At 66.3% G+C, this 23774-nt stretch carries 24 protein-coding genes; 12 read left to right on the top strand and 12 right to left on the bottom strand.

The genetic code is table 11. From position 1 onward, the window contains the following. Positions 1–111: 111 nt before the first annotated feature. Entirely contained in the window at positions 112–1269 is a 1158-nt protein-coding gene (locus Q1V43_RS02300) for an RsmB/NOP family class I SAM-dependent RNA methyltransferase (RefSeq protein WP_300513516.1), read from the bottom strand. A 39-nt stretch (positions 1270–1308) separates the two neighbouring features. Next, a complete protein-coding gene (gene guaB / locus Q1V43_RS02295; RefSeq protein ID WP_300513514.1) occupies positions 1309–2757 on the bottom strand; it encodes an IMP dehydrogenase in 1449 nt (482 codons plus the stop codon). 180 nt (positions 2758–2937) lie between these two features. Between guaB and Q1V43_RS02290 the strand changes: the two genes are divergently transcribed. The 3 genes from Q1V43_RS02290 (at position 2938) to Q1V43_RS02280 (ending at position 5901) form a co-directional block, all read left to right on the top strand. After that, positions 2938–4110, top strand: coding sequence for a pyridoxal phosphate-dependent aminotransferase (locus Q1V43_RS02290; RefSeq protein WP_300513512.1), 1173 nt, complete (start codon positions 2938–2940; stop codon positions 4108–4110). Between the two features lie 130 nt (positions 4111–4240). Next, the gene (locus Q1V43_RS02285) at positions 4241–5089 is read left to right on the top strand and encodes a methylated-DNA--[protein]-cysteine S-methyltransferase (protein ID WP_300513510.1); all 849 of its coding nucleotides are present in this window, start codon (positions 4241–4243) and stop codon (positions 5087–5089) included. Continuing rightward, complete coding sequence (locus Q1V43_RS02280) at positions 5086–5901, top strand: isocitrate lyase/phosphoenolpyruvate mutase family protein (RefSeq protein WP_300513508.1); 816 nt, start codon at positions 5086–5088, stop codon at positions 5899–5901. The genes Q1V43_RS02285 and Q1V43_RS02280 overlap by 4 nt, the downstream gene beginning before the upstream one ends. Positions 5902–5941: 40 nt before the next feature. Here the strand turns inward: Q1V43_RS02280 and Q1V43_RS02275 are convergent, their stop codons facing one another. Both Q1V43_RS02275 and dksA read right to left on the bottom strand, forming a co-directional pair. After that, positions 5942–7111: an FAD-dependent monooxygenase gene (locus tag Q1V43_RS02275; RefSeq protein WP_300513506.1), complete on the bottom strand. Its 1170-nt coding sequence runs from the start codon at positions 7109–7111 to the stop codon at positions 5942–5944. Positions 7112–7235: 124 nt separating this feature from the next. Then, a complete protein-coding gene (gene dksA / locus Q1V43_RS02270; RefSeq protein ID WP_300513504.1) occupies positions 7236–7658 on the bottom strand; it encodes an RNA polymerase-binding protein DksA in 423 nt (140 codons plus the stop codon). Positions 7659–7969: 311 nt separating this feature from the next. On the opposite strand from dksA, the gene Q1V43_RS02265 reads away from it, so the two are divergent. After that, positions 7970–8815: a MoxR family ATPase gene (locus Q1V43_RS02265; protein ID WP_300513502.1), complete on the top strand. Its 846-nt coding sequence runs from the start codon at positions 7970–7972 to the stop codon at positions 8813–8815. Between the two features lie 71 nt (positions 8816–8886). Here the strand turns inward: Q1V43_RS02265 and Q1V43_RS02260 are convergent, their stop codons facing one another. Continuing rightward, a complete protein-coding gene (locus Q1V43_RS02260; RefSeq protein ID WP_300513500.1) occupies positions 8887–9087 on the bottom strand; it encodes a DUF1059 domain-containing protein in 201 nt (66 codons plus the stop codon). A 661-nt stretch (positions 9088–9748) separates the two neighbouring features. Between Q1V43_RS02260 and Q1V43_RS02255 the strand changes: the two genes are divergently transcribed. The 6 genes from Q1V43_RS02255 (at position 9749) to Q1V43_RS02230 (ending at position 14383) form a co-directional block, all read left to right on the top strand. Continuing rightward, entirely contained in the window at positions 9749–11125 is a 1377-nt protein-coding gene (locus Q1V43_RS02255; RefSeq protein WP_300513498.1) for a DUF2927 domain-containing protein, read from the top strand. A gap of 62 nt (positions 11126–11187) precedes the next feature. Continuing rightward, on the top strand, positions 11188–11352 hold the full coding sequence (locus Q1V43_RS02250) for a hypothetical protein (RefSeq protein ID WP_300513496.1): 165 nt from the start codon (positions 11188–11190) through the stop codon (positions 11350–11352). Continuing rightward, entirely contained in the window at positions 11352–12536 is a 1185-nt protein-coding gene (locus tag Q1V43_RS02245; RefSeq protein WP_300513494.1) for a VWA domain-containing protein, read from the top strand. Before Q1V43_RS02250 ends, Q1V43_RS02245 begins: the two co-directional genes overlap by 1 nt. 138 nt (positions 12537–12674) lie before the next feature. After that, on the top strand, positions 12675–13040 hold the full coding sequence (locus Q1V43_RS02240; protein WP_300513492.1) for a hypothetical protein: 366 nt from the start codon (positions 12675–12677) through the stop codon (positions 13038–13040). Then, positions 13037–13660, top strand: coding sequence for a DedA family protein (locus Q1V43_RS02235; RefSeq protein ID WP_300513490.1), 624 nt, complete (start codon positions 13037–13039; stop codon positions 13658–13660). Before Q1V43_RS02240 ends, Q1V43_RS02235 begins: the two co-directional genes overlap by 4 nt. Positions 13661–13699: 39 nt before the next feature. Further along, complete coding sequence (locus Q1V43_RS02230) at positions 13700–14383, top strand: M48 family metallopeptidase (RefSeq protein WP_300513487.1); 684 nt, start codon at positions 13700–13702, stop codon at positions 14381–14383. A 33-nt stretch (positions 14384–14416) separates the two neighbouring features. On the opposite strand, the gene Q1V43_RS02225 is transcribed toward Q1V43_RS02230, so the two are convergent. The 3 genes from Q1V43_RS02225 to Q1V43_RS02215 form a co-directional block, all read right to left on the bottom strand. Next, positions 14417–14971 (bottom strand): RSP_2648 family PIN domain-containing protein, encoded by a 555-nt coding sequence (locus Q1V43_RS02225; protein ID WP_300513485.1) that lies wholly within the window; start codon positions 14969–14971, stop codon positions 14417–14419. Between the two features lie 11 nt (positions 14972–14982). Continuing rightward, positions 14983–16176, bottom strand: a complete 1194-nt coding sequence (locus tag Q1V43_RS02220) for an RSP_2647 family RNA methyltransferase (protein WP_300513483.1) — start codon at positions 16174–16176, stop codon at positions 14983–14985. Between the two features lie 86 nt (positions 16177–16262). Continuing rightward, the gene (locus Q1V43_RS02215; RefSeq protein ID WP_300513481.1) at positions 16263–16898 is read right to left on the bottom strand and encodes a DUF6778 family protein; all 636 of its coding nucleotides are present in this window, start codon (positions 16896–16898) and stop codon (positions 16263–16265) included. 206 nt (positions 16899–17104) lie between these two features. Between Q1V43_RS02215 and edd the strand changes: the two genes are divergently transcribed. Both edd and eda read left to right on the top strand, forming a co-directional pair. Then, the gene (gene edd / locus Q1V43_RS02210) at positions 17105–18913 is read left to right on the top strand and encodes a phosphogluconate dehydratase (RefSeq protein ID WP_300513479.1); all 1809 of its coding nucleotides are present in this window, start codon (positions 17105–17107) and stop codon (positions 18911–18913) included. Positions 18914–18920: 7 nt separating this feature from the next. After that, positions 18921–19559, top strand: a complete 639-nt coding sequence (eda, locus tag Q1V43_RS02205; RefSeq protein ID WP_300513477.1) for a bifunctional 4-hydroxy-2-oxoglutarate aldolase/2-dehydro-3-deoxy-phosphogluconate aldolase — start codon at positions 18921–18923, stop codon at positions 19557–19559. A gap of 58 nt (positions 19560–19617) precedes the next feature. Here eda and Q1V43_RS02200 read toward each other — a convergent pair whose 3' ends face one another. The 4 genes from Q1V43_RS02200 to Q1V43_RS02185 form a co-directional block, all read right to left on the bottom strand. After that, positions 19618–20379, bottom strand: a complete 762-nt coding sequence (locus Q1V43_RS02200; RefSeq protein WP_300513475.1) for a squalene/phytoene synthase family protein — start codon at positions 20377–20379, stop codon at positions 19618–19620. Then, on the bottom strand, positions 20376–21086 hold the full coding sequence (locus tag Q1V43_RS02195) for a class I SAM-dependent methyltransferase (protein ID WP_300513473.1): 711 nt from the start codon (positions 21084–21086) through the stop codon (positions 20376–20378). Before Q1V43_RS02195 ends, Q1V43_RS02200 begins: the two co-directional genes overlap by 4 nt. Further along, positions 21083–22702 carry a citramalate synthase gene (gene cimA / locus Q1V43_RS02190; protein ID WP_300513471.1) on the bottom strand — a complete coding sequence of 540 codons (1620 nt, stop codon included), beginning with the start codon at positions 22700–22702 and terminating at the stop codon, positions 21083–21085. Before cimA ends, Q1V43_RS02195 begins: the two co-directional genes overlap by 4 nt. Beyond that, a partial coding sequence (locus Q1V43_RS02185; protein ID WP_300513469.1) for a cysteine--tRNA ligase occupies positions 22699–23774 on the bottom strand: 1076 nt, incomplete at its 5' end. The genes Q1V43_RS02185 and cimA, both read right to left, overlap by 4 nt.

The raw sequence follows: 23774 nt of genomic DNA, 5'->3' as shown, positions 1-23774 counted from the left end.
GACACGTCTATCCCCCAGTTCTTGATTCGATCAGGGATATTTCGCAGGGATACTGTTAAGCCCCGATTAACAACGGCGCATTAGCAACCGCGAGTTGACTAAACCAGCAAGCTACTCGCGCGTCAATGCCGCGAAATAAAACCCGTCCGCACCATCAAGCGGGGTAAGACGCGTTTCACCGGTCGTTGTCCAGCCGCGATGGCGCGCCAGAAAGCGCGACACCTGGTCGCCATTCTCACGGTTAAGCAGAGAACAGGTGGCATAGGCAAGCACACCATCCCGCGCCACCAAACCAGATGTTTCGCCAAGAATTCCGGCCTGTATGGCGCAAACCTCATCCAGTCGCGCCTGTGTCAGCTGCCATTTTCCCTGGGGCGACCGGCGCCAGGCGCCGGAGCTGGAACAGGGCGCGTCCAGCAACACAAGGTCGTAGGGCGCCTCGGCGGCGGGATCGCGGCTCTGGGCAATACGCACCCCCGCCCGCCTGGCTCGCGTCGGAAGGTCACGCATGCGGCCGGGGTCAATGTCATGTGCCGTGACCTCTGCACCAAGCGCAGCCAGCGCCAGGGATTTGCCGCCACCGCCCGCGCAGTAGTCCAGAACCCGCATGCCCGGGCGGATCTCCAACCCGTCGAGGATCGCCTGCGAGGCCGCATCCTGAAGCTCAACCAGCCCGTCCACGTAGGCGCGGCTGGTTGCGACTTTCCGTTCACCTTCAGTGACTTGCAAGGCGGTCCTGGCAAGCGGATGGGGCGTCGCCACGATGCCTTCGCGGGCCAGGACCTGTCGCGCCTCCTCGCGCGTGGTTCGCGCCAGGTTCGCGCGCAGAAAAACCGGCGCGCGCGGACGCAAGGCGGTGCAGATGGCCTCCAGGTCGGCACCCAGGGCGCGTTCCAGCTCGGGCAGGAGCCAGTCCGGCATGTCCAGCGCCTCGCCCCGGGAAAGGACTGGCGACTGACAGGCACGTTCTTCGTCAGTCAGCGTGGCGGGGGCATAGCCCTCGCCCGAAAAGAGCGCGGATGGATCACGTCCGCCTGCGCGCTCGGCACCTATCATGACAGCGCGACCGGTCATGCCGCCGCCCAGAGCCGCAAAGCTGCGCAGGGCCCGCAGCGCGCCAAACACATGGTCGCGGATCGCCGCGCGATCCTTGGAGCCGGCAAAGCGGTGGCCACGCGCCCAGCTGGTCAGGCACTGTTCGGCATTGGCACCTGCCAACACCTGATCCAGCACTTCGATCGCCGCCGCCACGCGGGCACCGGGGGTCACAGGCCTACCTCAACTTCGACACGCAAGCCCTTCACAGACTTAGCCAATCCTGTAGTTCGGGCTTTCGCGGGTGATCTGCACGTCATGCACATGGCTTTCCTTCAGCCCGGCGCCGGTGATCTTCACGAAATTGCAGCTCTTGCGCATCTCGGCAACGGTGCCATTGCCGGTATAGCCCATGGCCGCGCGCAGGCCCCCGACCAGCTGGTGGATGACCGTGCCGGCCGGCCCCTTGTAGGGCACCTGACCTTCGATCCCCTCGGGCACCAGCTTGTCGGAGGCCGCGTCCTTCTGGAAATAGCGGTCGGCCGAACCGCGCGCCATGGCGCCAAGGCTGCCCATGCCGCGGTAGGCCTTGAAGCTCCGGCCCTGATAGAGGATGACTTCGCCCGGGCTTTCGTCGGTGCCGGCAATCATCGAGCCGACCATGGCGCAGGAGGCCCCTGCGGCGATGGCCTTGGCAAAATCGCCTGAGAATTTGATGCCACCGTCGGCAATGACCGGAATGTCTCCGGCCTCCTTCGCGCAGTCCGAAATGGCGGTCAGCTGGGGCACGCCCACACCCGCGACCATGCGGGTGGTGCAGATCGAGCCCGGGCCGATGCCGACCTTGACCGCATCTGCGCCCGCGGCGATCAGCGCGCGGGTGGCGGCGGCGGTGGCGACATTGCCGGCCACGACCTGTTGATCCGGCTTGTAGGCCTTGATCTGTTTCACCGCCTCGATCACCCCGACAGAGTGACCATGCGCCGTGTCCACCACGACGAGGTCGGCGCCGGCGTCGATCAGCGCCCTGGAGCGTTCAAATCCGCTCTCCCCCACCGAGGAGGCCGCCGCCACGCGCAACCGGCCCAGTTCGTCCTTGCAGGCAGTCGGGTTCAGCACCGCCTGTTCGGTGTCTTTCAATGTCAGAAGACCGGTCAGCTTGCCTGCACCGTCCGTGACCAGCAGCTTTTCGATCCGGCGCGCCTTCATGAGGGATTTCGCCTCGTCCAGGTCGGCCGGCTCCTGCAGCATCGCCAGGTTGTCCGAGGTCATCATGACACTGACCGGCGTATCGTCCGAAGTGGCAAAGCGCATGTCGCGGTTGGTGACGATACCGACCACGCGACCCTCGGCGTTCACCACCGGGAAACCGGTCACGCGGTAGCGTTCCTGCAGCGCCTTGGCGTCGGCCAGGGTCTGATCGGCGGTCAGGGTGATCGGGTTGTAGACGATGCCGCTTTCGAACCGCTTCACCCGGCGCACTTCGCGCGCCTGCTGATCGACGTCCAGGTTCTTGTGAATGACCCCCATGCCGCCGGCCTGGGCCATGGCGATGGCCATGCGCGCCTCGGTCACGGTGTCCATTGCAGAGGACAGGAGCGGGATGTTCAAGGCAATGGAACGGGTCACGAATGTGGTGGTGTCCGCCGTGGTCGGCAGGACGTCACTGGCGGCGGGAACCAGCAGCACATCGTCAAAGGTCAGGGCCTCGCGAATCTCCATGGCGGCGTCTCCTTGGGAGTTTTCGTTTGGCACGTCCCTATCTCATGCCCATGGGCGTTTGGAAAGGGTGATTCTCCTGATTTCGTGCCTCCGGCGGGGATATTTGGGGAAAGATGAAAGGAGATTGACAAGAGAGCCGCCTGCGTGTGTCCCTCGGGGGCCAGAAACGGGGAGGCGGGCATGGAGCTTTCGAAACGCATTCGCGGGCTGACCGGCGGCGGCAGCGACGGGTGGGACGTGTTCTACCGCGCGCGGGACATGGTGACGGCGGGCACGCCGGTGGTGGAGCTGACCATCGGCGAACATGACATCCGCACGGCACCGGCCATCCTTGAGGCAATGCAGGCGGCGGCGCAGGGCGGGCACACGGGCTATGCGATCGTGCCCGGGGTGAGCGAGCTGCGCCGGGCGGTGGCCGCACGGCTGCAGGCGCGCACCGGCGTACCGACCACGATGGACAATGTTCTGATTACCCCCGGGGGCCAGGCGGGGCTGTTCGCCGCGCACCATGCCGCCTGCGATGAAGGGGACCGCGCCCTGTTCATCGACCCTTATTACGCCACCTACCCCGGGACGATCCGGGGCGTGGGGGCTGTGCCCGTCCCGGTCGGGGCGCGTCCGCGAGACGGGTTCCAGCCGCAGGCCGACACCATCGACGCCGCAGCCGAGGGCGCGGCCAGCCTGATGATCAACACGCCCAACAATCCGACCGGCGTGGTCTATACCCGCGAGACGCTCGACGGGATCGCCGAGGTCTGCAAACGCCGTGACCTCTGGCTGATCTCGGACGAGGTCTATGACACCCAGGTCTGGGAGGGCGACCATATCTCGCCCCGCGCGCTGCCGGGCATGGCAGAGCGCACGCTGGTGGTGGGATCCATGTCGAAGAGCCACGCAATGACCGGCAGCCGGGTGGGCTGGGTCGTGGGGCCGGAACGGGCGATCGCCCATCTGATCACGCTGGCCACCCACACGACCTATGGCGTGCCGGGCTATATCCAGGACGCCGCAGTTTTTGCCCTGGGTCAGGGGGAAGCCCTGGAAGAGCAGGTCGCCGCCCCCTTCCGCCGCCGCCGCGACGCGGCCCGGGCGTTGCTTGCGGGCCAGAACGTGGCGAAGCTCGTACCCTCGGGCGGGGCGATGTACCTGATGCTGGACATGCGTGCGACGGGGCTCACGGGGGAGGAGTTTGCCAATCGGCTGTTGGACGAAGAACACATCGCCGTCATGCCCGGCGAGAGCTTTGGCCGGGCAGCAGCGGGGCATGTCCGCGTGGCGATGACCGTGGCGGATGAGGCCTTCGAGGCGGCGTTGAAGCGGGTGCTGGATTTCGCCGCCAAATCGGTGCGCTGAGCGGTCTTTCCGAAACAGGGGGGGGCGACCGCCCGCTGGGCGTGCCCTCCGCCCGGCCCAGAACCTGCGCAATGCGGGCCAAACCCGGTTTTCGTCGCCACTTCCTGATGGAACACGCTATCGTAGCCGCATGATGTTCGACCTGCCCGGTGATGACACGCTTTACGCAGCGCTCATGGCCCGCGACGCCGCCTATGACGGGCGGGCCTTCGTCGCCGTGCGCGCGACCGGGGTATTTTGCCGCCTCACCTGCCCCAGGCCGAAGCCGGCACAGGCCGGTTGCGCCTTCCACGACAGTTTCCTTTCCTGCCTGGAGGCAGGGTTGCGCCCCTGCGAACACTGCCATCCGCTGGGCGACGACCCGTTGGTCACAGGGCTGATCGCGGCGCGGCAGGCCGACCCCGCCCGCCGCTGGCGCGAAGGCGGCCTGACCGCAGGGGATCCTGATCCCTCGGCTGTGCTCTGGGCCGACTGGATCGCCACGCCGCTGGGGCCGATGGTGGCTGTGGCGGACACCCATGCGCTGCACCTGCTGGAGTTTCCCGAGCGCAAGGCGCTGCCGCGCGAACTGGACCGGCTCCGGAACATGTGTGGCGGGCCCATCGGCTTTGGCCGCCCTGCGCCCATCGGCCAGGCAGCCCGCGACCTGGCCCGGTATTTCGACGGCACCAGCCCCGGCTTTGAAACCCGTCTCGCCCCGCGGGGCACGGTGTTCCAACAGGCGGTCTGGGCAGAGCTGCGCCGCATTCCGGCAGGGCAGACCCGCAGCTATTCCGAGCTGGCCCGCGCGCTCGGCCGCCCCTCTGCAACCCGCGCGGTGGCGGCGGCCAATGGCGCCAATCCCATCGCCATCCTGATCCCCTGCCACCGCGTCCTCGGCGCGGATGGTGCGCTTACCGGCTATGGGGGCGGGCTCTGGCGCAAACAGCGCCTGATCGAGATCGAACAACGGCATTTTTCCGAAGGAGAGACCCCATGACCCGAGATATCGGCGCCGCGTTGCGCGCGCTTCACGTGAAGGGCGATCCGTTCATCCTTGCCAATGCCTGGGATATCGGCTCGGCGAAGCTGCTGGCCGGGCTGGGAGCGCAGGCGATTGCCACTTCCTCGGCGGCACATGCCTTTACCCTCGGCCGGCCCGATATGGGGCATGTGACGCGTGACGAGGCGCTGGCCCATGCCCAAGACCTGGTGGCGGCGGTGAACGTGCCGGTGTCGGGCGATTTCGAGAACGGGTTCGGACATGATCCCGACACCTGCGCCGAAACCCTGCGCCTGGCGGCCGGGGCTGGCCTGGCAGGAATTTCGATCGAGGACACGATGCTGCCCGAGCCCACGCCATATTCCCGCGATCTGGCGGTGGAACGCATCCGCGCCGCCGCAGCCGCCGCCCGCGCCCTGCCCGGGGATTTCGTGCTGGTGGCCCGCGCCGACGGGGTGATGAACGGGCAATACGATCTGGACGAGGCGATTGCGCGCATCCAGGGCTACGAGGCGGCCGGGGCGGATTGTATCTATGTGCCGATGCCCGGCGACATGGGCGGACAGGCACAGGTCTGCGCGGCCACCACGCTGCCGGTCAATGCGCTTGCCGCCGGCCCCTTCGCCGAGGTCAGCCGCGCCGAGTTTGCCGGGGTGGGCGTCGCACGCATTTCACTGGGGTCGGCGCTGGCCCGTGCCACGCACCGGCTGATCCAGGACACGGCGCATGCCATGTTCGACCGGGGCGATTTCAGCGCGCTTGCCCATACGATGCCGGGCAGCGAGATGGACGGGTTCCTGATGGGCTAACCGCCAGCGGCGGGCGGGACAGCCTTGTCGGCTCCCGGTTCTAATCGCTGGTCACATCGTGCTGATAGATCCAGTCGAACCGCTCCAGCACCTTCTGCGGCGCGACACGGTTTGCAATCCGCAGCACACCATGGCCCAGCAGTTTCGCCACCGGGTTGCCGTAGTGATAGTTGCGCGCGTTCTTGTTGGCGGCCTCGATCACCCTGGATACACGGGTGCGGCGGCGCGCCTGGTACAGCGCCGGGCCGTCCTGCATGCCCTGTACCGCGAGGCTGTCGGCCAGAACCCAGGCGTCCTCCAGCGCCATCACCGCGCCTTGTGCCATGAAGGGCAAGGTGGGATGCGCCGCATCGCCCAGCAGGACCGTCGCGCCGCGATGCCATTCGATTGCCACCGGGTGGCGGTGCAATCCCCAGACATGGACCTCTTTGACCCGGCCCAGCACGTCGCGGGCATCCTTGCAGAAACCTTCGAAGGCCTTCACCAGGTTGGCCGGATCATCCTTGTGGAACCAGCCTTCGGCGGCCCAGTCGGCGCGTTCCTCGACCGCGACCAGATTGACCACCCGGCCCTGGCGCAGCGGGTAGGTGACAATGTGGCGGCCGGGCCCCATGTAGACGGCGGCCTCGGCCTCTTCGCGGCCGGTGGCGGGCACCAGGGCGCGCCAGGCGACCTGGCCGGTAAAGAAGGGCTCGCGCTTGCCGTTGAGCTGGGGGCGCAGCGCGGAATGCAGCCCGTCTGCGCCGACCAGGAAGTCGACGCCCCGGAGGCCTACGCCCTCGATGTGGAGGATCGGGCGCGTTTCTGTCAGCTCGACCCGGTCGATGCGCACACCGCATTCGATCGTCACCCCCAGATCACGCGCGCCCTGCACCAGCACGTCCAGAAGGTCCGCGCGGTGAAACAGCAGCCAGGTCTCGTCCGGCCGCAGCAGCGCGAGATCGAGGTCGATCACCTCGCGCCCGGTCAGCCCGTCGCGCAGCCAGACGCCCCGGGATCGGGTGGAGCGCCGGCGCGCGGCCTCCCCCAGCCCCAAGGCATCCAGCACGCGCACGCCGTTGGGGCTGATCTGCACCCCGGCGCCGACCTCGCCCAGTTCCGCAGCCTGTTCCAGCACGGTGACTCTGGCGCCGCGCTGCGCCAGCGCGCAGGCCGCGGCAAAACCGCCGATCCCGCCGCCCATGATGGTGATGTCCTGTCCGATCAGCATGTCTCGCCCCTCCTGTCCCACTTCCCCTCTATCGCAAGGGGGGGGAAACGAAAACACCGGGACGCGTTGCCGCGCCCCGGTGCCGTTCAGTCAAGAACCGTTCCCCGGGTTGTCCCTTTGGGAATCAGTCGTCCCGGTGCACCTTCTCGCGCCGCTCGTGGCGTTCCTGGGCCTCCAGGCTCAGGGTTGCGATCGGGCGCGCATCCAGACGTTTCAGCGAAATCGGTTCGCCGGTCGCCTCGCAGTAGCCGTATTCACCCTCGTCGATGCGGCGCAGCGCCTGGTCGATCTTGGCCACCAGCTTGCGCTGACGGTCGCGGGTGCGCAGCTCCAGCGCGCGGTCGGTCTCTTCCGAGGCCCGGTCCGCGATGTCCGGAATATTGCGGGTGTTGTCCTGAAGCCCTTCGATCGTGTGCTTGCTGTCATCCAGAAGGTCGGCCTTCCAGGCTTCGAGCTTGCGCCGGAAATATTCCAGCTGGCGGTCATTCATGAAGGGTTCGCCCTCGGCAGGACGATAGTCATCAGGCAGGAAAATTTCGGCTTTCATACCAGTTTCCTTGTTGCTCGCCGGCCTTGATTCTCTACTCCCCGAGTAAAGGAACAACCGGTCTCCTCCTGGGCGCCCGTTTACACCCGTGCCGAAGGGTTGTCACTAGGCAAACCGGTGAAATCGCATGAGCGCGTCACCGTGCCGTAGGGTAAGGACCACCTTGCCGATTTCATGACCATTCCGGCACGGTTTCGAGGCCTTTGACGAAAAGGACGTCGGGGCACGGGGTGGCAGACGGCCTGCGCGCTTGCCAAACGGTGGGCGGGCCTTTACCTCCCGTCTCGCAGCCCAGCCAAGGAGAGCCGCTCATGAGCACCCGTTTCGAAGGCACCGCCGAATATGTCGCCACCGACGACCTGAAGGTCGCCGTGAACGCCGCGGTGGCGCTGGAACGGCCCTTGCTGGTCAAGGGGGAACCGGGCACCGGCAAGACCGAACTGGCCCGCCAGGTGGCCGGGGCGCTTGGCGCCGACATGATCGAGTGGAACATCAAATCCACCACAAAGGCGCAGCAGGGGCTGTATGAATATGACGCGGTAAGCCGCCTGCGCGACAGCCAGCTGGGCGATGAACGCGTGCATGACGTGGCCAATTACATCAAGCGCGGCAAGCTCTGGGACGCTTTCGAAGCCGACCGGAAGGTGGTTCTGCTGATCGACGAGATCGACAAGGCGGATATCGAGTTTCCGAACGACCTGCTCCAGGAACTCGACAAGATGGAATTCCACGTCTACGAGACCGGCCAGACGATCCGCGCGAAACACCGCCCGATCATCATCATCACCTCGAACAACGAAAAGGAACTGCCCGACGCCTTCCTGCGCCGCTGTTTCTTCCACTATATCCGCTTCCCAGACGTGGAGGTGATGAAGAAGATCGTCGAGGTGCACCACCCGGGCATCAAGGAGGCGCTGCTGACCACCGCGTTGACCCAGTTCTACGAGATCCGCGATCAGGCCGGGTTGAAGAAGAAACCCTCGACCTCCGAAGTGCTGGACTGGCTGAAGCTGCTGCTGGCCGAGGATCTGAACGCCGAAGACCTGAAACGCGACGGCGCGAATGCCCTGCCGAAACTGCACGGCGCGCTTCTGAAGAACGAACAGGACGTGCACCTGTTCGAACGGCTCGCCTTCATGGCGCGCGGGCAGCGCTAGGGCCTTTCCCGACGCCCACGATCGGGTGCGCAGCAGCATCTGAGCGCTAGGCCGCGACGGCTGTCGCGGTATCAGACGGCCACGGGCCGGATCAGTGTTGCCAGGTATTCGCGCGTAGCCTGGTCCCAATCGGCCGGATCCTCGCCATGCGCTATCTGGGCGTGAAGCTCCATCAGTTTCCAGACTTCTTCCGTGGTCTCGGCCGTGACGCTAGCGGGACAGTCTTCCATGCCCTCGCAGTCCCGGCAGGCATATGAATACGCGTCAGTCATGTTTTGCACCCTCCATACGTGTAGCATAGCACACTCCCGTTCCGCCTCCGGATCGTCGCATTTTTGCCTGGAATGCCTCACATGTTAACCAATCGCCGTGTGGGCCGGGCCCACTCGCTCCACTATATGTAGAGCGTGATTGTTCCGTTTTCTCACACAACGCGTTTCCTGTCCCAATTTTCGCCACATTTCCCTTTGAGGAATCACGACCTTCCTCTAATCATGGTTGAGCCTGGGGGGGGGCGAAAACGGTGTGTTTGTATTGTGTTGGGAGACAATGCTCACGTGTCCGTTCAACCGTTGACGCGGTCTGATACATGGTCCTTGGGCCGGTGGTGGGACACCGGAATTGACCGTGACCAGATCTGCGCCGGTGTGCGAGGGCCTGAAACCTCCTCCACCCTGGTCTTGCGTTTCGGATTGAACGGTTGTCCCGGTCGATGGACCGGCGATGGTGCCCGCGATCAGGGTGCCCGCGGACGCTCACACGGAGCGTCGTCACATGTGTGCCCCCGAACGATCCCGCCGCGTGCCCCCTCCGCAAGGGGACAAACAGCACGCAGGGATCGGGGCCCTCTCCACCACAGGATCCGATGCGCGCCGCCCCCGTCGCCGGAACGACACGCCTTGCGCGCCCGACCGGTAAAGGAAGGAACTGAAGATGCGTAGGTTGCTCATTCCCGCCCTTCTGACCCTTGCCGGTTGCATGCAGGCACCGCCGGGCCCGGTCGATCGCACGGCCGAAGTCACCACGCGACGCGTGGCCACCCTGACCGATGCCCTGCCCCCGATGAAAGCCTTTTCGGCCACGCGCATCCAGGCGCCGTCCCGGCCAAACCGGCAGATCGCGGCGGATTTCCTGGACCTGGCCTTTCGGCTGGAAAGCGGCCGCGCGCTGCCGGTCCTGACCCGTTTCGAAGGCCCCGTGACCCTGCGGGTCACGGGCAATGCCCCGGGATATCTTCAGGTCGATCTTGAACGGCTTCTGCGCCGGTTGCGGGTCGAGGCGGGGATAGATATCCGTCAAACCGCCAGCAGCGCGCCTGCCGGCATCAATCTGCAGATCATCCCGAAACGGCAGCTGCAAGGCCTCGTCCCGAATGCCGCCTGTTTCGTCGCCCCCAATGTGGCCAGCTGGCAGGAATACAAACGCCTGCGCCGCTCCTCCGCCACCGACTGGGCGCAATTGACCACCCGGCGCCGGATGGCGGTCTTCATTCCGGGCGATGTCAGCCCGCAGGAGATGCGCGATTGCCTGCACGAAGAGATCGCCCAGGCCCTTGGACCGGTCAACGATCTCTACCGGCTGACGGATTCGGTATTCAACGACGACAATTTCAACACCGTGCTGACCGGGTTCGACATGCTGGTGCTGCGCGCCTATTACGCACCCGAGCTGTCCTCGGGCATGACCTGGGCTCAGGTTGCCACCCGCCTGCCGGGGATCCTGGCGCGGCTGAACCCGCGCGGCGGCACCGGGGTGCCCACCGCGAGCTACCCGACGCCGCAGTCCTGGAAACAGGCGATCGAAACCGCTCTGGGCGCCGATGCCGGCCCCGCGCGACGGCGGAGTGCGGCCCAGGACGCGGTGTACATCGCCCGTGCGCAGGGCTGGTCCGACACCCGCCTGGCCTTCAGCCTCTACGCGTTGGGGCGCCTGTCGCTGGGTGTGAACACCGATGTCGCGCTCCAGGCCTTCCGCGAGGCCGAAACGATCTACCGAAATTCGCCGGGCTCGGATCTGCAGGTGGCGCATATGGGGGTGCAGCTTGCCGCCTACGCGCTTTCGGCCGGCAAAGCGCAGCGCGCGATCGAGATTGTGAACACCCATGTCCCCGCTGTGATGAACGCGGAAAACGCCGCCCTTCTGTCCACCTTCCTGATGATCAAGGCCGAAGCGCTTGACCTTGCCGGGCGCCGGGCCGAGGCACGGCTGGTCAGGCTCGACAGCCTCGGCTGGGCGCGCTATGGGTTCGGCTCGGACGCCCAGGTGGGCCAGAGGCTGCGCGAGATTGCCGCCATCTCACCGGGCACATGAAGTGACGCCCGGCGACGGGCACATGTGGTGACGCCCGGCGACGGGCGATTTTGGGGGCAAAGATGATCCTATTTCCGGCGCTGATCCTGGGCGCGACCTTGGGCTACATGCAGGCGGCACGGCGTGGCGGCAACCGTCTGGACCGGCTGCAATATGCCGCCGTCTACGCGCTGATCTTCGCGCTGGCCGGCCTGTTCGCCACGATCCTGATCGACCGCGCGATCTGATGTTCCTGCCCTTCTTCGAGACCCTGCGCGCCAATAACGTGCCCGTATCCTTGCGCGAGTATCTGGCCTTTCTCGAAGGCATGAAGGCGGGGCTCGTGACCTATGAGGTCGAAGGTTTCTATTACCTCGCCCGTGCGGCGATGGTGAAGGACGAACGCAACCTCGACAAGTTCGACCGCGCCTTCGCGCAGAGCTTCGAGGGGTTGGAGCAGATCAGCCTGGACCAGGTGCTGGAGGCCGTGGACATCCCGGAAGAGTGGCTGCGCAAGATGGCTGAAAAGCACCTGTCCGCAGAGGAAAAGGCCGAAATCGAGGCGCTTGGCGGCTTCGACAAGCTGATGGAGACGCTGAAAGAGCGTCTGAAGGACCAGGAAGGCCGCCACCAGGGCGGCAACAAGTGGATCGGCACGGCGGGCACCTCGCCCTTCGGCGCCTATGGCTACAACCCGGAAGGGGTGCGCATCGGCCAGGCCGAAAGCCGCCACCAGCGCGCGGTCAAGGTCTGGGACAAGCGCGAGTTCAGGAACCTCGACGGCGACGTGGAACTGGGCACGCGCAACATCAAGGTGGCCCTGAAACGGCTGCGCAACTGGGCCCGCGACGGGGCGCATGACGAGCTTGACCTGGATGGCACGATCCGCGCCACGGCCGAGCACGGTTATCTGGACGTAAAGACCCGACCTGAACGAAGAAACGCCGTCAAGGTATTGTTGTTCCTGGATGTTGGCGGTTCGATGGACCCGCATATCAAAGTGGTGGAAGAGCTGTTTTCCGCCGCCCGGGCCGAATTCAAGCACCTGGAATACTACTACTTCCACAATTGCCTCTACGAAGGGGTCTGGCGCGACAACACCCGGCGCTGGAACGATCAGACTCCGACCTGGGAAGTGCTGCGCACCTATGGGCCGGACTACAAGTGCATCTTCGTCGGCGATGCCTCGATGTCGCCCTATGAGATCGCCTATCGCGGCGGGGCGAACGAGCATTGGAACGAGGAGGCGGGACAGGTCTGGCTGGAACGCGCCCGCGAACAATGGCCCGACAACCTGTGGATCAACCCCCTGCCCGAACGCCACTGGCGCTATACCCAATCGGTGCAGATGATCGACCGGATCTTCGAAGGCCGCATGGTGCCGATGACCCTGGAAGGCATCGACCGCGGCATGCGGGAACTGGGGCGCTGAACCGGCGCCCAGGCGCTTGACCGTGCCCGGATCAGTACCCGGGGCGCGCGGATTGCCCGAATTCCCGGAAAACGCGTTGCACAGCACGACGGAACCCGCTTTTCTCTCCGTATCACCGCTGAAAGGACCGGGACAGCGATGGCATTTCTGAAACGCATGTGGGCGGCGGCACCTGTTGCCACGGTGGTGCTGGGCCTGGCCCTGGTGGTCAGCCTGCTCTTTGTCCTGCGCATGACAGCCTTCGGGATCTACTGGAACGACCCGGCCCGTCGCGACCAGGCGATCCAGCCTTGGATGACCCCGCGCTACGTCGCCCATTCCTGGCAGGTGCCGCCCGACGTGCTGATGGAAGCACTGGAACTGGAAGGCCCGCCCGGCATGGGACCGACCAGCCTGCGCGACGTGGCCGAGCGACTGGGCATGCCGGTCGAGGCCCTGATCCTGCGCCTTGAACAGGCGATAACCGACCACCGCGCGGCGCAGGGTACGGAGCCGGGGCAATGAGCGAGACGATCTTTGCCCTTGTTTCCTCCTACGGGGTCTATGTGATCTTTGCTTCGGCCTTTCTGAGCTGTCTGGCCCTGCCGATCCCGACCTCGCTGATGATGCTGTCGGGCGGGGCCTTCGTCACCACCGGGGATCTGAGCCTGTGGCAGGTGATCGGGGCGGCCTATGCGGGCGCGGTGATCGGCGACCAGGCCGGGTTCGCCATCGGCCGGTTCGGCGGCACCCCGCTGGTCGAACGCCTTGCCCGCACCCCGGCCCGCAGCGCGGTCCTGACGCGGGCGCGCAAGCTGGTGGACCGGCACGGCGGATCGGGCGTGTTCTTTTCCACCTGGCTCTTTGCGCCCCTTGGGCCCTGGGTGAATTTCGTGGCCGGGGCCACGGGGCTGGGCTGGCTGCGCTTTGCGGTTTGGGACGTTTTGGGAGAGCTCGTCTGGGTGTCGGTCTACGTCGGTCTGGGCATGGGATTTGCCAGCCAGATATCGCTGGTCGCAGAGGTCATGGGCGACGTGGTCGGGCTGCTGGCGGCCCTTGGCGTGGCTGGCGGCGCGGGCCTGTGGATCCGCGCGGCCCTGCGCCAGAAACGCGGCAAACGTCCTGGCGCACCCGCGAACACCTGAGCGCTGGCGCCGGGCCCGCCCAACCCCTATATCAGAACCATGTTGAAGCTTACGCCCCTCCTGCTGGCACTGGCCTATGGCTATGTCATGTATCGTTTTTCCGCCTGGCGCACCGGGCGGATGCTGGACGAGCAATCCACGCCCCTGGCCGACCCGGGGCTGAAGGCGCTGATGGATCGCATGGCCGTCGCGCTCGACCTGCCCCGCATCAAGGTCCATGTCTACGAGGTCGACCCGGTGAACGGGCTGGCCGCACCGGACGGGCGCATCTTTCTGACCCGCGGGTTCCTGAACCAGTATCGCGACGGCAAGGTCACGGGCGAGGAACTGGCCAGCGTGATCGCGCATGAGCTGGGCCACGTGGCTCTGGGGCATTCCCGCCGGCGCATGATCGACTTCTCCGGCCAGAACGCCCTGCGCACGGCTCTGGCGATGGTGCTGGGCCGTTTCCTGCCCGGGATCGGCAGCTATATCGCCGGGCTGCTGACCTCGCTGCTGGCGGCCCGGATCAGCCGCACGGATGAATACGAGGCCGATGCCTATGCCACCGCGCTCCTGATCAAGGCAGGGATCGGCGCCGAGGCGCAGAAGAGCCTGTTTCGCAAGCTCGACGCATTGACGGCGGAACGGCGTGGGGTCTCGCCCGCCTGGCTGATGAGCCATCCGAAAAGCGATGACCGCATCGCGGCGATCGAAAAGAACGAGGCAAAGTGGGACGGCTGAGCTGCGCCGGAGGCCGCAGCCCCGGCTGGCGCGCTACGGGTCGCCCCACAGTTCCAGCGCCTTGCCAAGACGCGGCAGGCGGGCCTTGCGCATCAGTTTGCGCAGCGGCCAATCCTGGCCCGAAAGGCGCTCTGCCTCGGTCCGCACCCTTGTGACCACGGCCCGCAGGACCGCCGGGTGACGGTCGAACAGGTCGCGCAGCAGGGCGTCCGGGGTTTCCCTCCGCAGCCCCTCCTCGGCCAGGGTGTGGCGGGGAAAGTCGGCATTGTTCATGGTCAGCAGAACATCCGCCCCGCCCGCGATGGCGGCGGCCAGCACGTGGATGTCGTTTTCATCCGGCAGCCAGAGCCGCGCCATGTCCCCGTCGCGCGGGGTCACGCAGGCTTTCGGGAAACCCGCGTTCAGGGAGGCGATTTCGCCCCGGGCAAAGAGCTCCTGTTCCGGGCCCAGCTTCACGGCGGCACGGGCCCATTCCTCAAGGATTCGCGGCGACCAGAGCGGCACGAACAGCCCCTCTTTCGCGCAGCCGATCAGCACCTCGCGCATCACGGTCGGGTAGAGCACACAGGCATCCAGAAGGACTTTCACCGCGCCTGCCCTCAGTCCAGCCGGAAGAAGAGCGACTTCAGATAGCCGCTTTCGGCAAGCTGAGGCAGCTGCGGGTGGTCGGCCCCGGCAAAGCCCGTGTGGATAAGCTGTGCCGCGCGCCCGGCCCGGCCGATCCCGCGCGCCGAGGCATTGCGGAACCTGGACAGGTCGGCGGCATGCGAACAGCTGCACAGGCCCAGATAGCCGCCCGGTGCCACCAGCGGCGCGGCCAGGCGGGCGACGCGCTCATAGGCACGCAACCCGGCTTCCAGCGCCTTTTTCGAAGGCGCAAAGGCAGGCGGGTCGCAGATCACCACGTCGAACTGCGCGCCCTCGTCATTCAGCGCGGCAAGCACGTCGAAAGCATCGCCCTTGCGGGTGGCGAAGCGGTCGCCCATGCCACCAAGCTCTGCCCCCTGTTCGGCCAGCGCCAGAGCGGCAGCGGATCCATCAACGGCCAGGGCGCTCTCTGCTCCGCGCGCCAGCGCAGCCAGGCCGAAGCCCCCCACGTGGGAAAAGACGTCCAGCACCCGTTTGCCGCGCGCCAACCCGGCGGCAAAGGCGTGGTTCGGGCGTTGATCGTAGAAAAGTCCCGTCTTCTGCCCGCTCAGAATGTCGGCCACATAGGTGGCCCCGTTCATCGGCACCGGCACGGGGGCGTCAAGCTGGCCGCGCAGCACAACGGTTTCTTCGTCCAGCCCTTCCAGCGCGCGGGCTCGGCCGGACGCGTTCTTGACCACCGTGGTCACGCCCGTGACCGCGATCAGCGCGTCGGCGAAATCCTCGGCCAATGCATCGGCCCAGGCGGCATTCGGTTGCAGCACGGCAACCTCGCCGAACCGGTCGAGCACCACGCCGGGCAGCCCGTCCGCCTCGGCATGGACCAGCCGATAGAACGGCGCGTCGAACAGGGTCTCGCGATGGGCCAGCGCCCGTGCCAGGCGTGTGGATATCCAGCCGCGGTCGATTGCCGCCTGGGGGTCGCGGTCCAGCATGCGGGCAAATATGCGCGAGCCGGGCGAGACCGCCACCGTGCCCAGAGCGTCCCGCGCCCCGTCCTCCAGCACCGCGATCGTGCCGGGCGCAAGCGCCCTGGTGCGCCGGTCCGTGACCAGCTCGTTGTCATAGACCCAGGGGAAACCGTGGCGGATTGCGCGGGCGTTCATCTTGGGCTTGAGGCGGATGGTTGGGCGTTGATCAGTCATGCGCCTGCCATAGCGCAGCCGGGGGGCACAAGAAAGGGCGGACCGCAAGGCCCGCCCCTCCAAAGTTGAACAGGTTGTCCCGCGGCCTACCGGGCCGCGGCCAGCAGGATCGGAGCCCCTGCGTCGCGCGGGCGGGTCAGCTCGGCCAGGATCACCTTTTCCAGATGTTCGACAAGGCGCACCTTCTGTCCACGTCCCATGGCTTCGGCGCGCATCGCGGCCTGCCCGCCATAAGCCTTCAGGTCGGCAGCGACGCTTCGTGCCGGCTCAAGCACGACGCCGGTCTCGGCATCGCGGACCGTCATCAGGAAACGGATCGAATGCACGCCCCCCACCGTATAGCGGGTGCGCTCGGTGACAGAGTGGAAGCGTTCCACCTCGATATCCACCACAACGGCCTGCGGGCCGGACAGCCGGGCAATGCCATTGCCCATGCCGGTTTCGAAGATGGCCCTGACCTGCTCGTACCGGTTGCCGTAGGGTTCGCCGCGCCAAACGATATCGCCGCCGGGGTAAAAACGGTTCGCCTCGGACACTTTCAGGGTTTCCGGCACGGTCACGTTCAACTGAGCCACCGAGATATCGGGGCGCAGCGTATCCTCCGCGGCCGAGCTCAAGAGCGGCCCGACATCCGTCGAATTGCGCGTCACCACGTCAGTGGCGGCACAGGCCGTCAAGCCAAATGTGGCGATCATTGCGAAAATCAAGCGTTTCGGTATCATGTCCTGCCTCCGTACCGGGGCATTGCGCCCCACCCATTTCGGTTTGTTGTCAGGACTGTGTTAACCAAATGGGGCAGGAATGAGGAAATCCGTGGACCAACCTGCGATTTGTGCGATTCTGGAAACAATGCCCAGTTTGATCGAAAGGGGTTGTTAGCGCTAACAGAACATGTTAGACCAGCGCCGTTGTCAAGGGAGCCGCAACCATGCCCAACCTGCACCCCGAACTGGAGCGTGTCACGGACAGGATCATTGAACGATCCGCGACCGGGCGCGCCGCCTATCTGGACAAGATCAACCGCGCCGCCGAGGACGGGCCGCGCCGCGCCCACCTGAGTTGCTCGAACCAGGCCCATGCCTATGCCGGCGCAGGTGAGGATCAAGACGCGCTGGCCACGGGGCGGGCACCGAACATCGGGATTGTCACCGCCTATAACGACATGCTCTCGGCGCACCAGCCCTATGGCACCTACCCCGACCTGATCCGCCGTGTGGCGCGCGACGAGGGCGCCACCGCCCAGGTCGCGGGCGGCGTACCGGCCATGTGCGACGGTGTGACCCAGGGCGAAGCGGGCATGGAACTGAGCCTGTTTTCGCGCGACGTGATCGCGCTGGCCGCCGGGGTCGCCCTGTCCCACAACACTTTCGACGCCGCGCTGTACCTTGGGGTCTGTGACAAGATCGTACCGGGGCTGGTGATGGCGGCAGCCACCTTCGGCCATATCCCTTCGGTGTTCCTGCCGGCAGGCCCGATGACCTCGGGCCTGTCAAACGACGAAAAGGCCAAGGTGCGCCAGAAGTTCGCCACCGGCGAGGTCGGGCGCGAAGACCTGATGGCCGCCGAGATGGCCGCCTATCACGGGCCGGGCACCTGCACCTTCTACGGCACCGCCAACACCAACCAGATGCTGATGGAGTTCATGGGGCTGCACCTGCCCGGCGCCGCTTTCGTGACCCCGGGCACGGACCTGCGCGAGGCGCTGACCGCCGAAGGGGTGCGCCGCGCGACCCAGATTACCGCGCTTGGCAACGACTTTACCCCGGCCGGTCATGTGCTGGACGAAAAGACCTTCGTGAACGGTTTGGTCGGGCTGATGGCCACGGGCGGATCGACCAACCTGATCCTGCACCTGCCAGCGATGGCGCGGGCCGCCGGGATCACCCTGGCGCTTGACGACTTCGCCGACATTTCGCGCATCGTGCCCCTGATGGCGCGGGTCTATCCGAACGGGCTCGCCGATGTGAACCATTTCCACGCAGCCGGTGGCCTGGGTTACATGATCGGAAATCTGCTTTCCGACGGGCTTTTGCATGCCGATGTCACCACCGTCGCGGGGGGCGGTCTGGCCGCCTATGCGCAGGAACCGAAGCTTGAAGGCGACCGGATCCGCTGGGAGCCCGCGCCGACGGACAGCCTGAATGACAGGATCCTGCGCCCCGCAGGTGATCCGTTCCAATCCACCGGCGGGCTGGTGCAGCTGACCGGGAACCTGGGCCATGGGGTCATCAAGGTCTCGGCCGTGGCGGAGGACCGCCACGTGATCGAGGCCCCGGTGCGGGTGTTTCATGACCAGGAAAGTGTCAAACAGGCCTTCCGCAACGGCGAGTTCACCTCGGACGTGATCGTCGTCGTGCGGTTCCAGGGCCCGAAAGCGAACGGCATGCCGGAGCTGCATGGGCTGACCCCCTCGCTGGCCGTGCTGCAGGACAGGGGCCTGCGCGTGGCCCTGGTGACAGATGGGCGCATGTCCGGCGCATCCGGCAAGGTGCCCGCCGCGATACATGTTTCGCCCGAAGCGATGGACGGCGGCCCGATTGCGCGGTTGCAGGACGGTGATGTCGTGCGGCTGGATGCCGATAAAGGCACGCTGGAGGTACTGACCGAGGGGATCGACACCCGACCGACCGTCACCGCCGACCTTTCGGCCAATCAACAGGGCATCGGGCGCGAGCTGTTCGATGTTTTCCGCAAGAATGTCGGCCTCGCCTCGGAAGGCGCGGCCACGGTTGTATGAGGATCACATGACCCCACAGGAAGCCTCTGCCAAAGCAGAAAGACTCTGCCGCCTCGCCCCGGTCGTACCGGTTCTGGTGGTCCATGAGCTGGCCCATGCCCGCCCACTGGCCGAAGCGCTGGTGGCCGGGGGGCTGCCCGCACTGGAAGTCACGCTGCGCACCCCCGTGGCGCTCGACGTGATCCGCGAGATGGCATCCGTGGAAGGCGGTGTCGTCGGCGCAGGCACGCTGCTGACCCCCGAGGATGTCGTGGCCGCGAAAGAGGCCGGCGCGCAGTTCGGCGTGTCGCCCGGCGCGACCGACCGGCTGCTGGACGCCTGCGAGGCGCATGACCTGCCGATTCTGCCCGGGGCCACCTCGGCCAGCGAGTCGATGCGTCTGCTTGAACGTGGCTACTCGGTGCAGAAATTCTTTCCGGCCGAGGCTGCTGGCGGGGCGCCCTTCCTGAAATCGCTGGCCTCCCCCCTGCCCCGGATCCGTTTCTGCCCGACCGGCGGGATCGGCCCGGGAAATGCCATGGACTACCTGTCCCTGCCCAATACGCTTTGCGTCGGCGGCAGCTGGGTGGTGCCCGCAGCCATGGTGAACGCTGGGGACTGGGCGGGGATCACGGCGCTGGCGAAAGAAGCAAGCGGATTGGGCTGACCGGGCCAAAAGTCTTCAAAGGGCTTTTGCCGGAACTTTCAGAATAACCTTGAGCCGCTCACCAGCGGCCTGTGACGCTCTTCCACAGCAAACCGCCACGGCGTGCGAACTCGGACCCGGCAATACTGCCCCCCATCACCCCTTCAGGGTCGCGCGCGGTGCGGGCCAGGACCCCCTTGGTCCGCCAGGCCGCGCGCAGAGCCGGAACCGCCGACCCGGCCTTGACCGGGGCCAGCATCCGCAACCCGGCATGCGCCAGGTCGGCATAGACCTCCGGCGCCGGTGCCACAAAGCCCCGCCCCGCAGCCCTCAGCGCCGGTTGCGCCAGCAGCCAGTTGGCAATGCCCTGCGCGGTGCCGATACGTTCGAACCCCGCGCGATCCTCACCGCCCAAGGCCCCCCCGGCCACCGCCATCAGGTTGCCCGCCGTGCCGCGGGCATAGGCGGTCACGCTGTCCGCATCCATCGGCCCGGCCTCGCCGATGTCCGCCACCCGCGCCTCGACCATGCCGTGCAGCCGAACCAGGTCCGCCCCCGCCGTGCGCAGGACATGCGCCAGCGGTTCGGCCACCTCATGGGCACGGGGCGGTTTCCCGGCGGCGATCTCGTCCAGAGTGTCGGTCCAGAATTGCAGCCGCATCCGGGCGATGATCGGATCCTGCGTCACATAGGGCGCGCGGGCCAGTTCCAGATTGAAGGCATAGAGCGGAAACAGCACTTCGCGCGCCGCCACCGGGCCCGTCATGGCCGACAGGAAGCGGTCCGGGTCGCCGCGCTCTACCAGCTCGGCACAGGCCTGAACGCCGCCCTGATGGCTCATTGCGGCCTCACCACGGCCAGGGTGTATCCGAACTGATCGCGGGCGCGCCGCCACAGCGCAATCTCCGCCGCCTGTTCGTCCAGCACGGCGGTCAGGTTGTCATCTGCCCCCGGGCGCAGCATGGCGATGCGCGTTTCGAGCGGTTGGAAGTAGGCCTCCCAAGCGGCATCGGGAAGCTGCCGGAGCCCCAGCAGCTCATACCCCGCCGCGTCGATCCGCGATTTCAGCGTGTCGAGACCGGCAAACGCCGGGTAGCCCTCGCGCAGGGTCAGGACGTCAGGATCGGCATGTTCGGCAAAAAGCGTCAGTTCGGAGAAGGCTATTGCACCCCCCGGGGTCAACACATCGCGCCAGGCTTTCAGGCCATCGGTGATGCCCAGGAAATAGAGCGCACCTGCGCACCAGATGAAGTCATAGGGGCCACCCGGCTGGCCCATGTCCCCGACATGCGCGGTCACGCGGGCGTCGCCCGCCCAAGCGGTCCGGATGCGCTCCACGAATGGCGCATGGGCCTCGATCGCAGTCACATGGCCCTCGGGCGCGCCGGTCAGCAGGCCCGCGATATCCGCCCCCGGCCCGGCACCGGCATCCAGAATGCGCGCGTCCCGCGCGCGCCCGGCCAGGTCCATCGCCCAGGCCACCGAGGCCGCGTCCCCCGGCCCCTCGCGCGGCACATCGCAGTGCAGGGTGAAGAACGCCTCGTTCACGCCGGTTTCACCCGATCGCGGATCAGTTTCCAGGTGATCGCGTCCAGCAGCGCCTCGAAGCTTGCATCGACGATGTTCGGGCTGACCCCCACGGTGGACCAGCGGTGCCCCGCGCCGTCCTCGCTGTCGATGATCACGCGGGTCTGCGCCTCGGTGCCGCCCTGGGTGATGCGCACCTTGAAGTCCACCAGATGCATGTCGTCGATACAGGCCTGATAGGGGCCCAGATCCTTGGCCAGCGCCTTGGCCAGCGCGTTGACCGGCCCACGATCCGAGCCGGTCTCGTCCATGCTTTCCGAGACCGAGAGCTTCTTCTCGCCGTCGACCTTCACCACGACAACCGCCTCCGAGAGGCTGACCATCTTGTTGTACTTGTTCTTGCGCCGTTCAACCGTGACCTTGTAGCGCTTGACCTCGAAGAACGCGGGCAATTGACCCAGCACCTCGCGCGCGACCAGTTCGAAAGAGGCCTGCGCACTGTCATAGGCATAGCCGCGATCCTCGCGCGCCTTCACCTCGTCCAGGATACGCCCGAGCGCCGGGTCGCCCTTGGCGACCTCGATCCCGGCGCCGGAAAGCCGCGCCCGCAGGTTCGACTGGCCCGCCTGGTTCGACATCGGCACGATACGGGTGTTTCCGACGCTGGCCGGTTCGATGTGCTCGTAGGTGGTCGGATCCTTCAGGATCGCGCTGGCATGCAGCCCCGCTTTGTGCGCAAAGGCCGAAGCGCCGACGAAGGGCGCCGCCTTGTTCGGCACACGGTTCAGGATGTCGTCGAGCTGGCGCGATACGATCGTCAGGTTTTCCAGCGCCTCGCGCGCGACGTTGACCTCATAGGTGCTGGCATAGGGTTCCTTCAGCAGAAGCGTCGGGATCAGCGTGGTCAGGTTGGCATTGCCGCAGCGCTCGCCCAGCCCGTTCAGCGTGCCCTGCACCTGGCGCGCGCCCGCGTCGATCGCGGCGAGGCTGCAGGCCACCGCGTTGCCGGTGTCGTCATGGGTGTGGATGCCCAGATGGCTGCCGGGAATGCCCGCTTCGATCACCGCGCGGGTGATGTCGCGCACCTCGCCGGGCAGGGTGCCGCCATTGGTATCGCACAGCACCACCCAACGCGCACCCGCCTCATGGGCCGCCTTGACCGCCTCCAGCGCATAGGGCGCATTGGCCTTGTAGCCGTCAAAGAAATGTTCCGCATCGAACAGCGCCTCGCGCCCGTTGGCGACCATATGGGCCACGCTGGCGCGGATATTTTCGAGGTTTTCCTCAAGCTCGATGCCCAGCGCCGTGGTGACATGGAAGTCATGGGTCTTGCCAACCAGACAGACCGCCGGTGTGCCCGCATTCATCACCTGCGCCAACACGTCATCATTGTCAGCCGACCGACCTGCGCGCTTGGTCATGCCGAAAGCAGTGAAGGTCGCGCGGGTCTTGGGCGCTTCGGCGAAGAATTCACTGTCGGTCGGGTTCGCGCCGGGCCAGCCGCCTTCGATGTAATCCACGCCCAGAGCGTCCAGAGCCGCCGCGATCTGGTGCTTTTCCGGAGTCGAGAACTGCACGCCCTGCGTCTGTTGACCGTCCCGCAGGGTGGTGTCGTAGAGGTAAAGCTTTTCGGTCATAGCAACGCCTCCAGAGCCGCCACATCCACGTTGGGACCGGGGACGAGTTCGACGCCCTCTTTGGACATCTTGATCTGCACGTCTGCTTCGGAGATGGCGGTTTTCAGAAGATCCACTTCGCTGAAGTCCTTCGTTTCCATCGCCGTGAGACGGGTCTTATGCAATTTGTCGGCCAGAGCGGACAAATCCAGTTCCGGGCCTTCGGCCCAGCCCCCCATCTCCTCGGTCAACAGCCCCATCATCTGCGCCGAGGCCAAGAGCCCCGCCGCATCCCCTGCGGCCGCTGCCTTGTGCAGTTCCGCCAGCGCACCGGCCGTGTTCAGGTCATCGGCCAGGGCCGCCACGACGGGGGCCAAGGGGCTGGATGCGGGTTCAATGCCCGCGGTCAGACCACGCCACTTGCGCAGCGTCGCCTCCGCCTCCGCCCGCTTCTTTTCGGTCCAGTCCATCGGCTTGCGGTAATGCGTGCCCAGGAAGACAAACCGGATCACCTCGCCCGGCACCGGCGGCTCGCCGTCATGGCCGTCCAGCAGGTCATGCACGGTAAAGAAATTGCCCAGCGACTTGGACATCTTCTTGCCCTCGACCTGCAGCATCTCGTTATGCAGCCAATACCGGGCGAAGTCGCTTTCCGGGTGGGCGCAGCGGCTCTGGGCGATCTCGTTCTCATGGTGCGGGAATTGCAAGTCATTGCCGCCGCCGTGAATGTCAAAGCTCGCGCCCAGCAGGTCGTGGCTCATCGCCGAGCATTCGATATGCCAGCCGGGCCGGCCACGGCCCCAGGGGCTGTCCCAACCGGGCAGTTCATTATCCGAGGGTTTCCACAGCACGAAATCCATCGGATTGCGCTTGTAGGGGGCCACTTCAACCCGCGCCCCGGCGATCATGTCATCGACAGACCGGCCCGACAGCGCGCCATAGTCCTTGTAGCTTTCCACCGCAAACAGCACATGGCCCTCGGCCTCATAAGCGTGCCCTTTGGCAATCAGGTCTTCGATCATCTCGATCATCGGCCCGATGAACTCGGTCGCGCGCGGCATCCGGTCGGGCTTCAGCGCCCCCAGCGCGCCCA

This window comes from Aliiroseovarius sp. (assembly GCF_030148435.1).
Taxonomy (GTDB): Bacteria; Pseudomonadota; Alphaproteobacteria; order Rhodobacterales; family Rhodobacteraceae; genus JASBTN01.
This window is presented reverse-complemented; position numbering and strand designations above follow the sequence as displayed.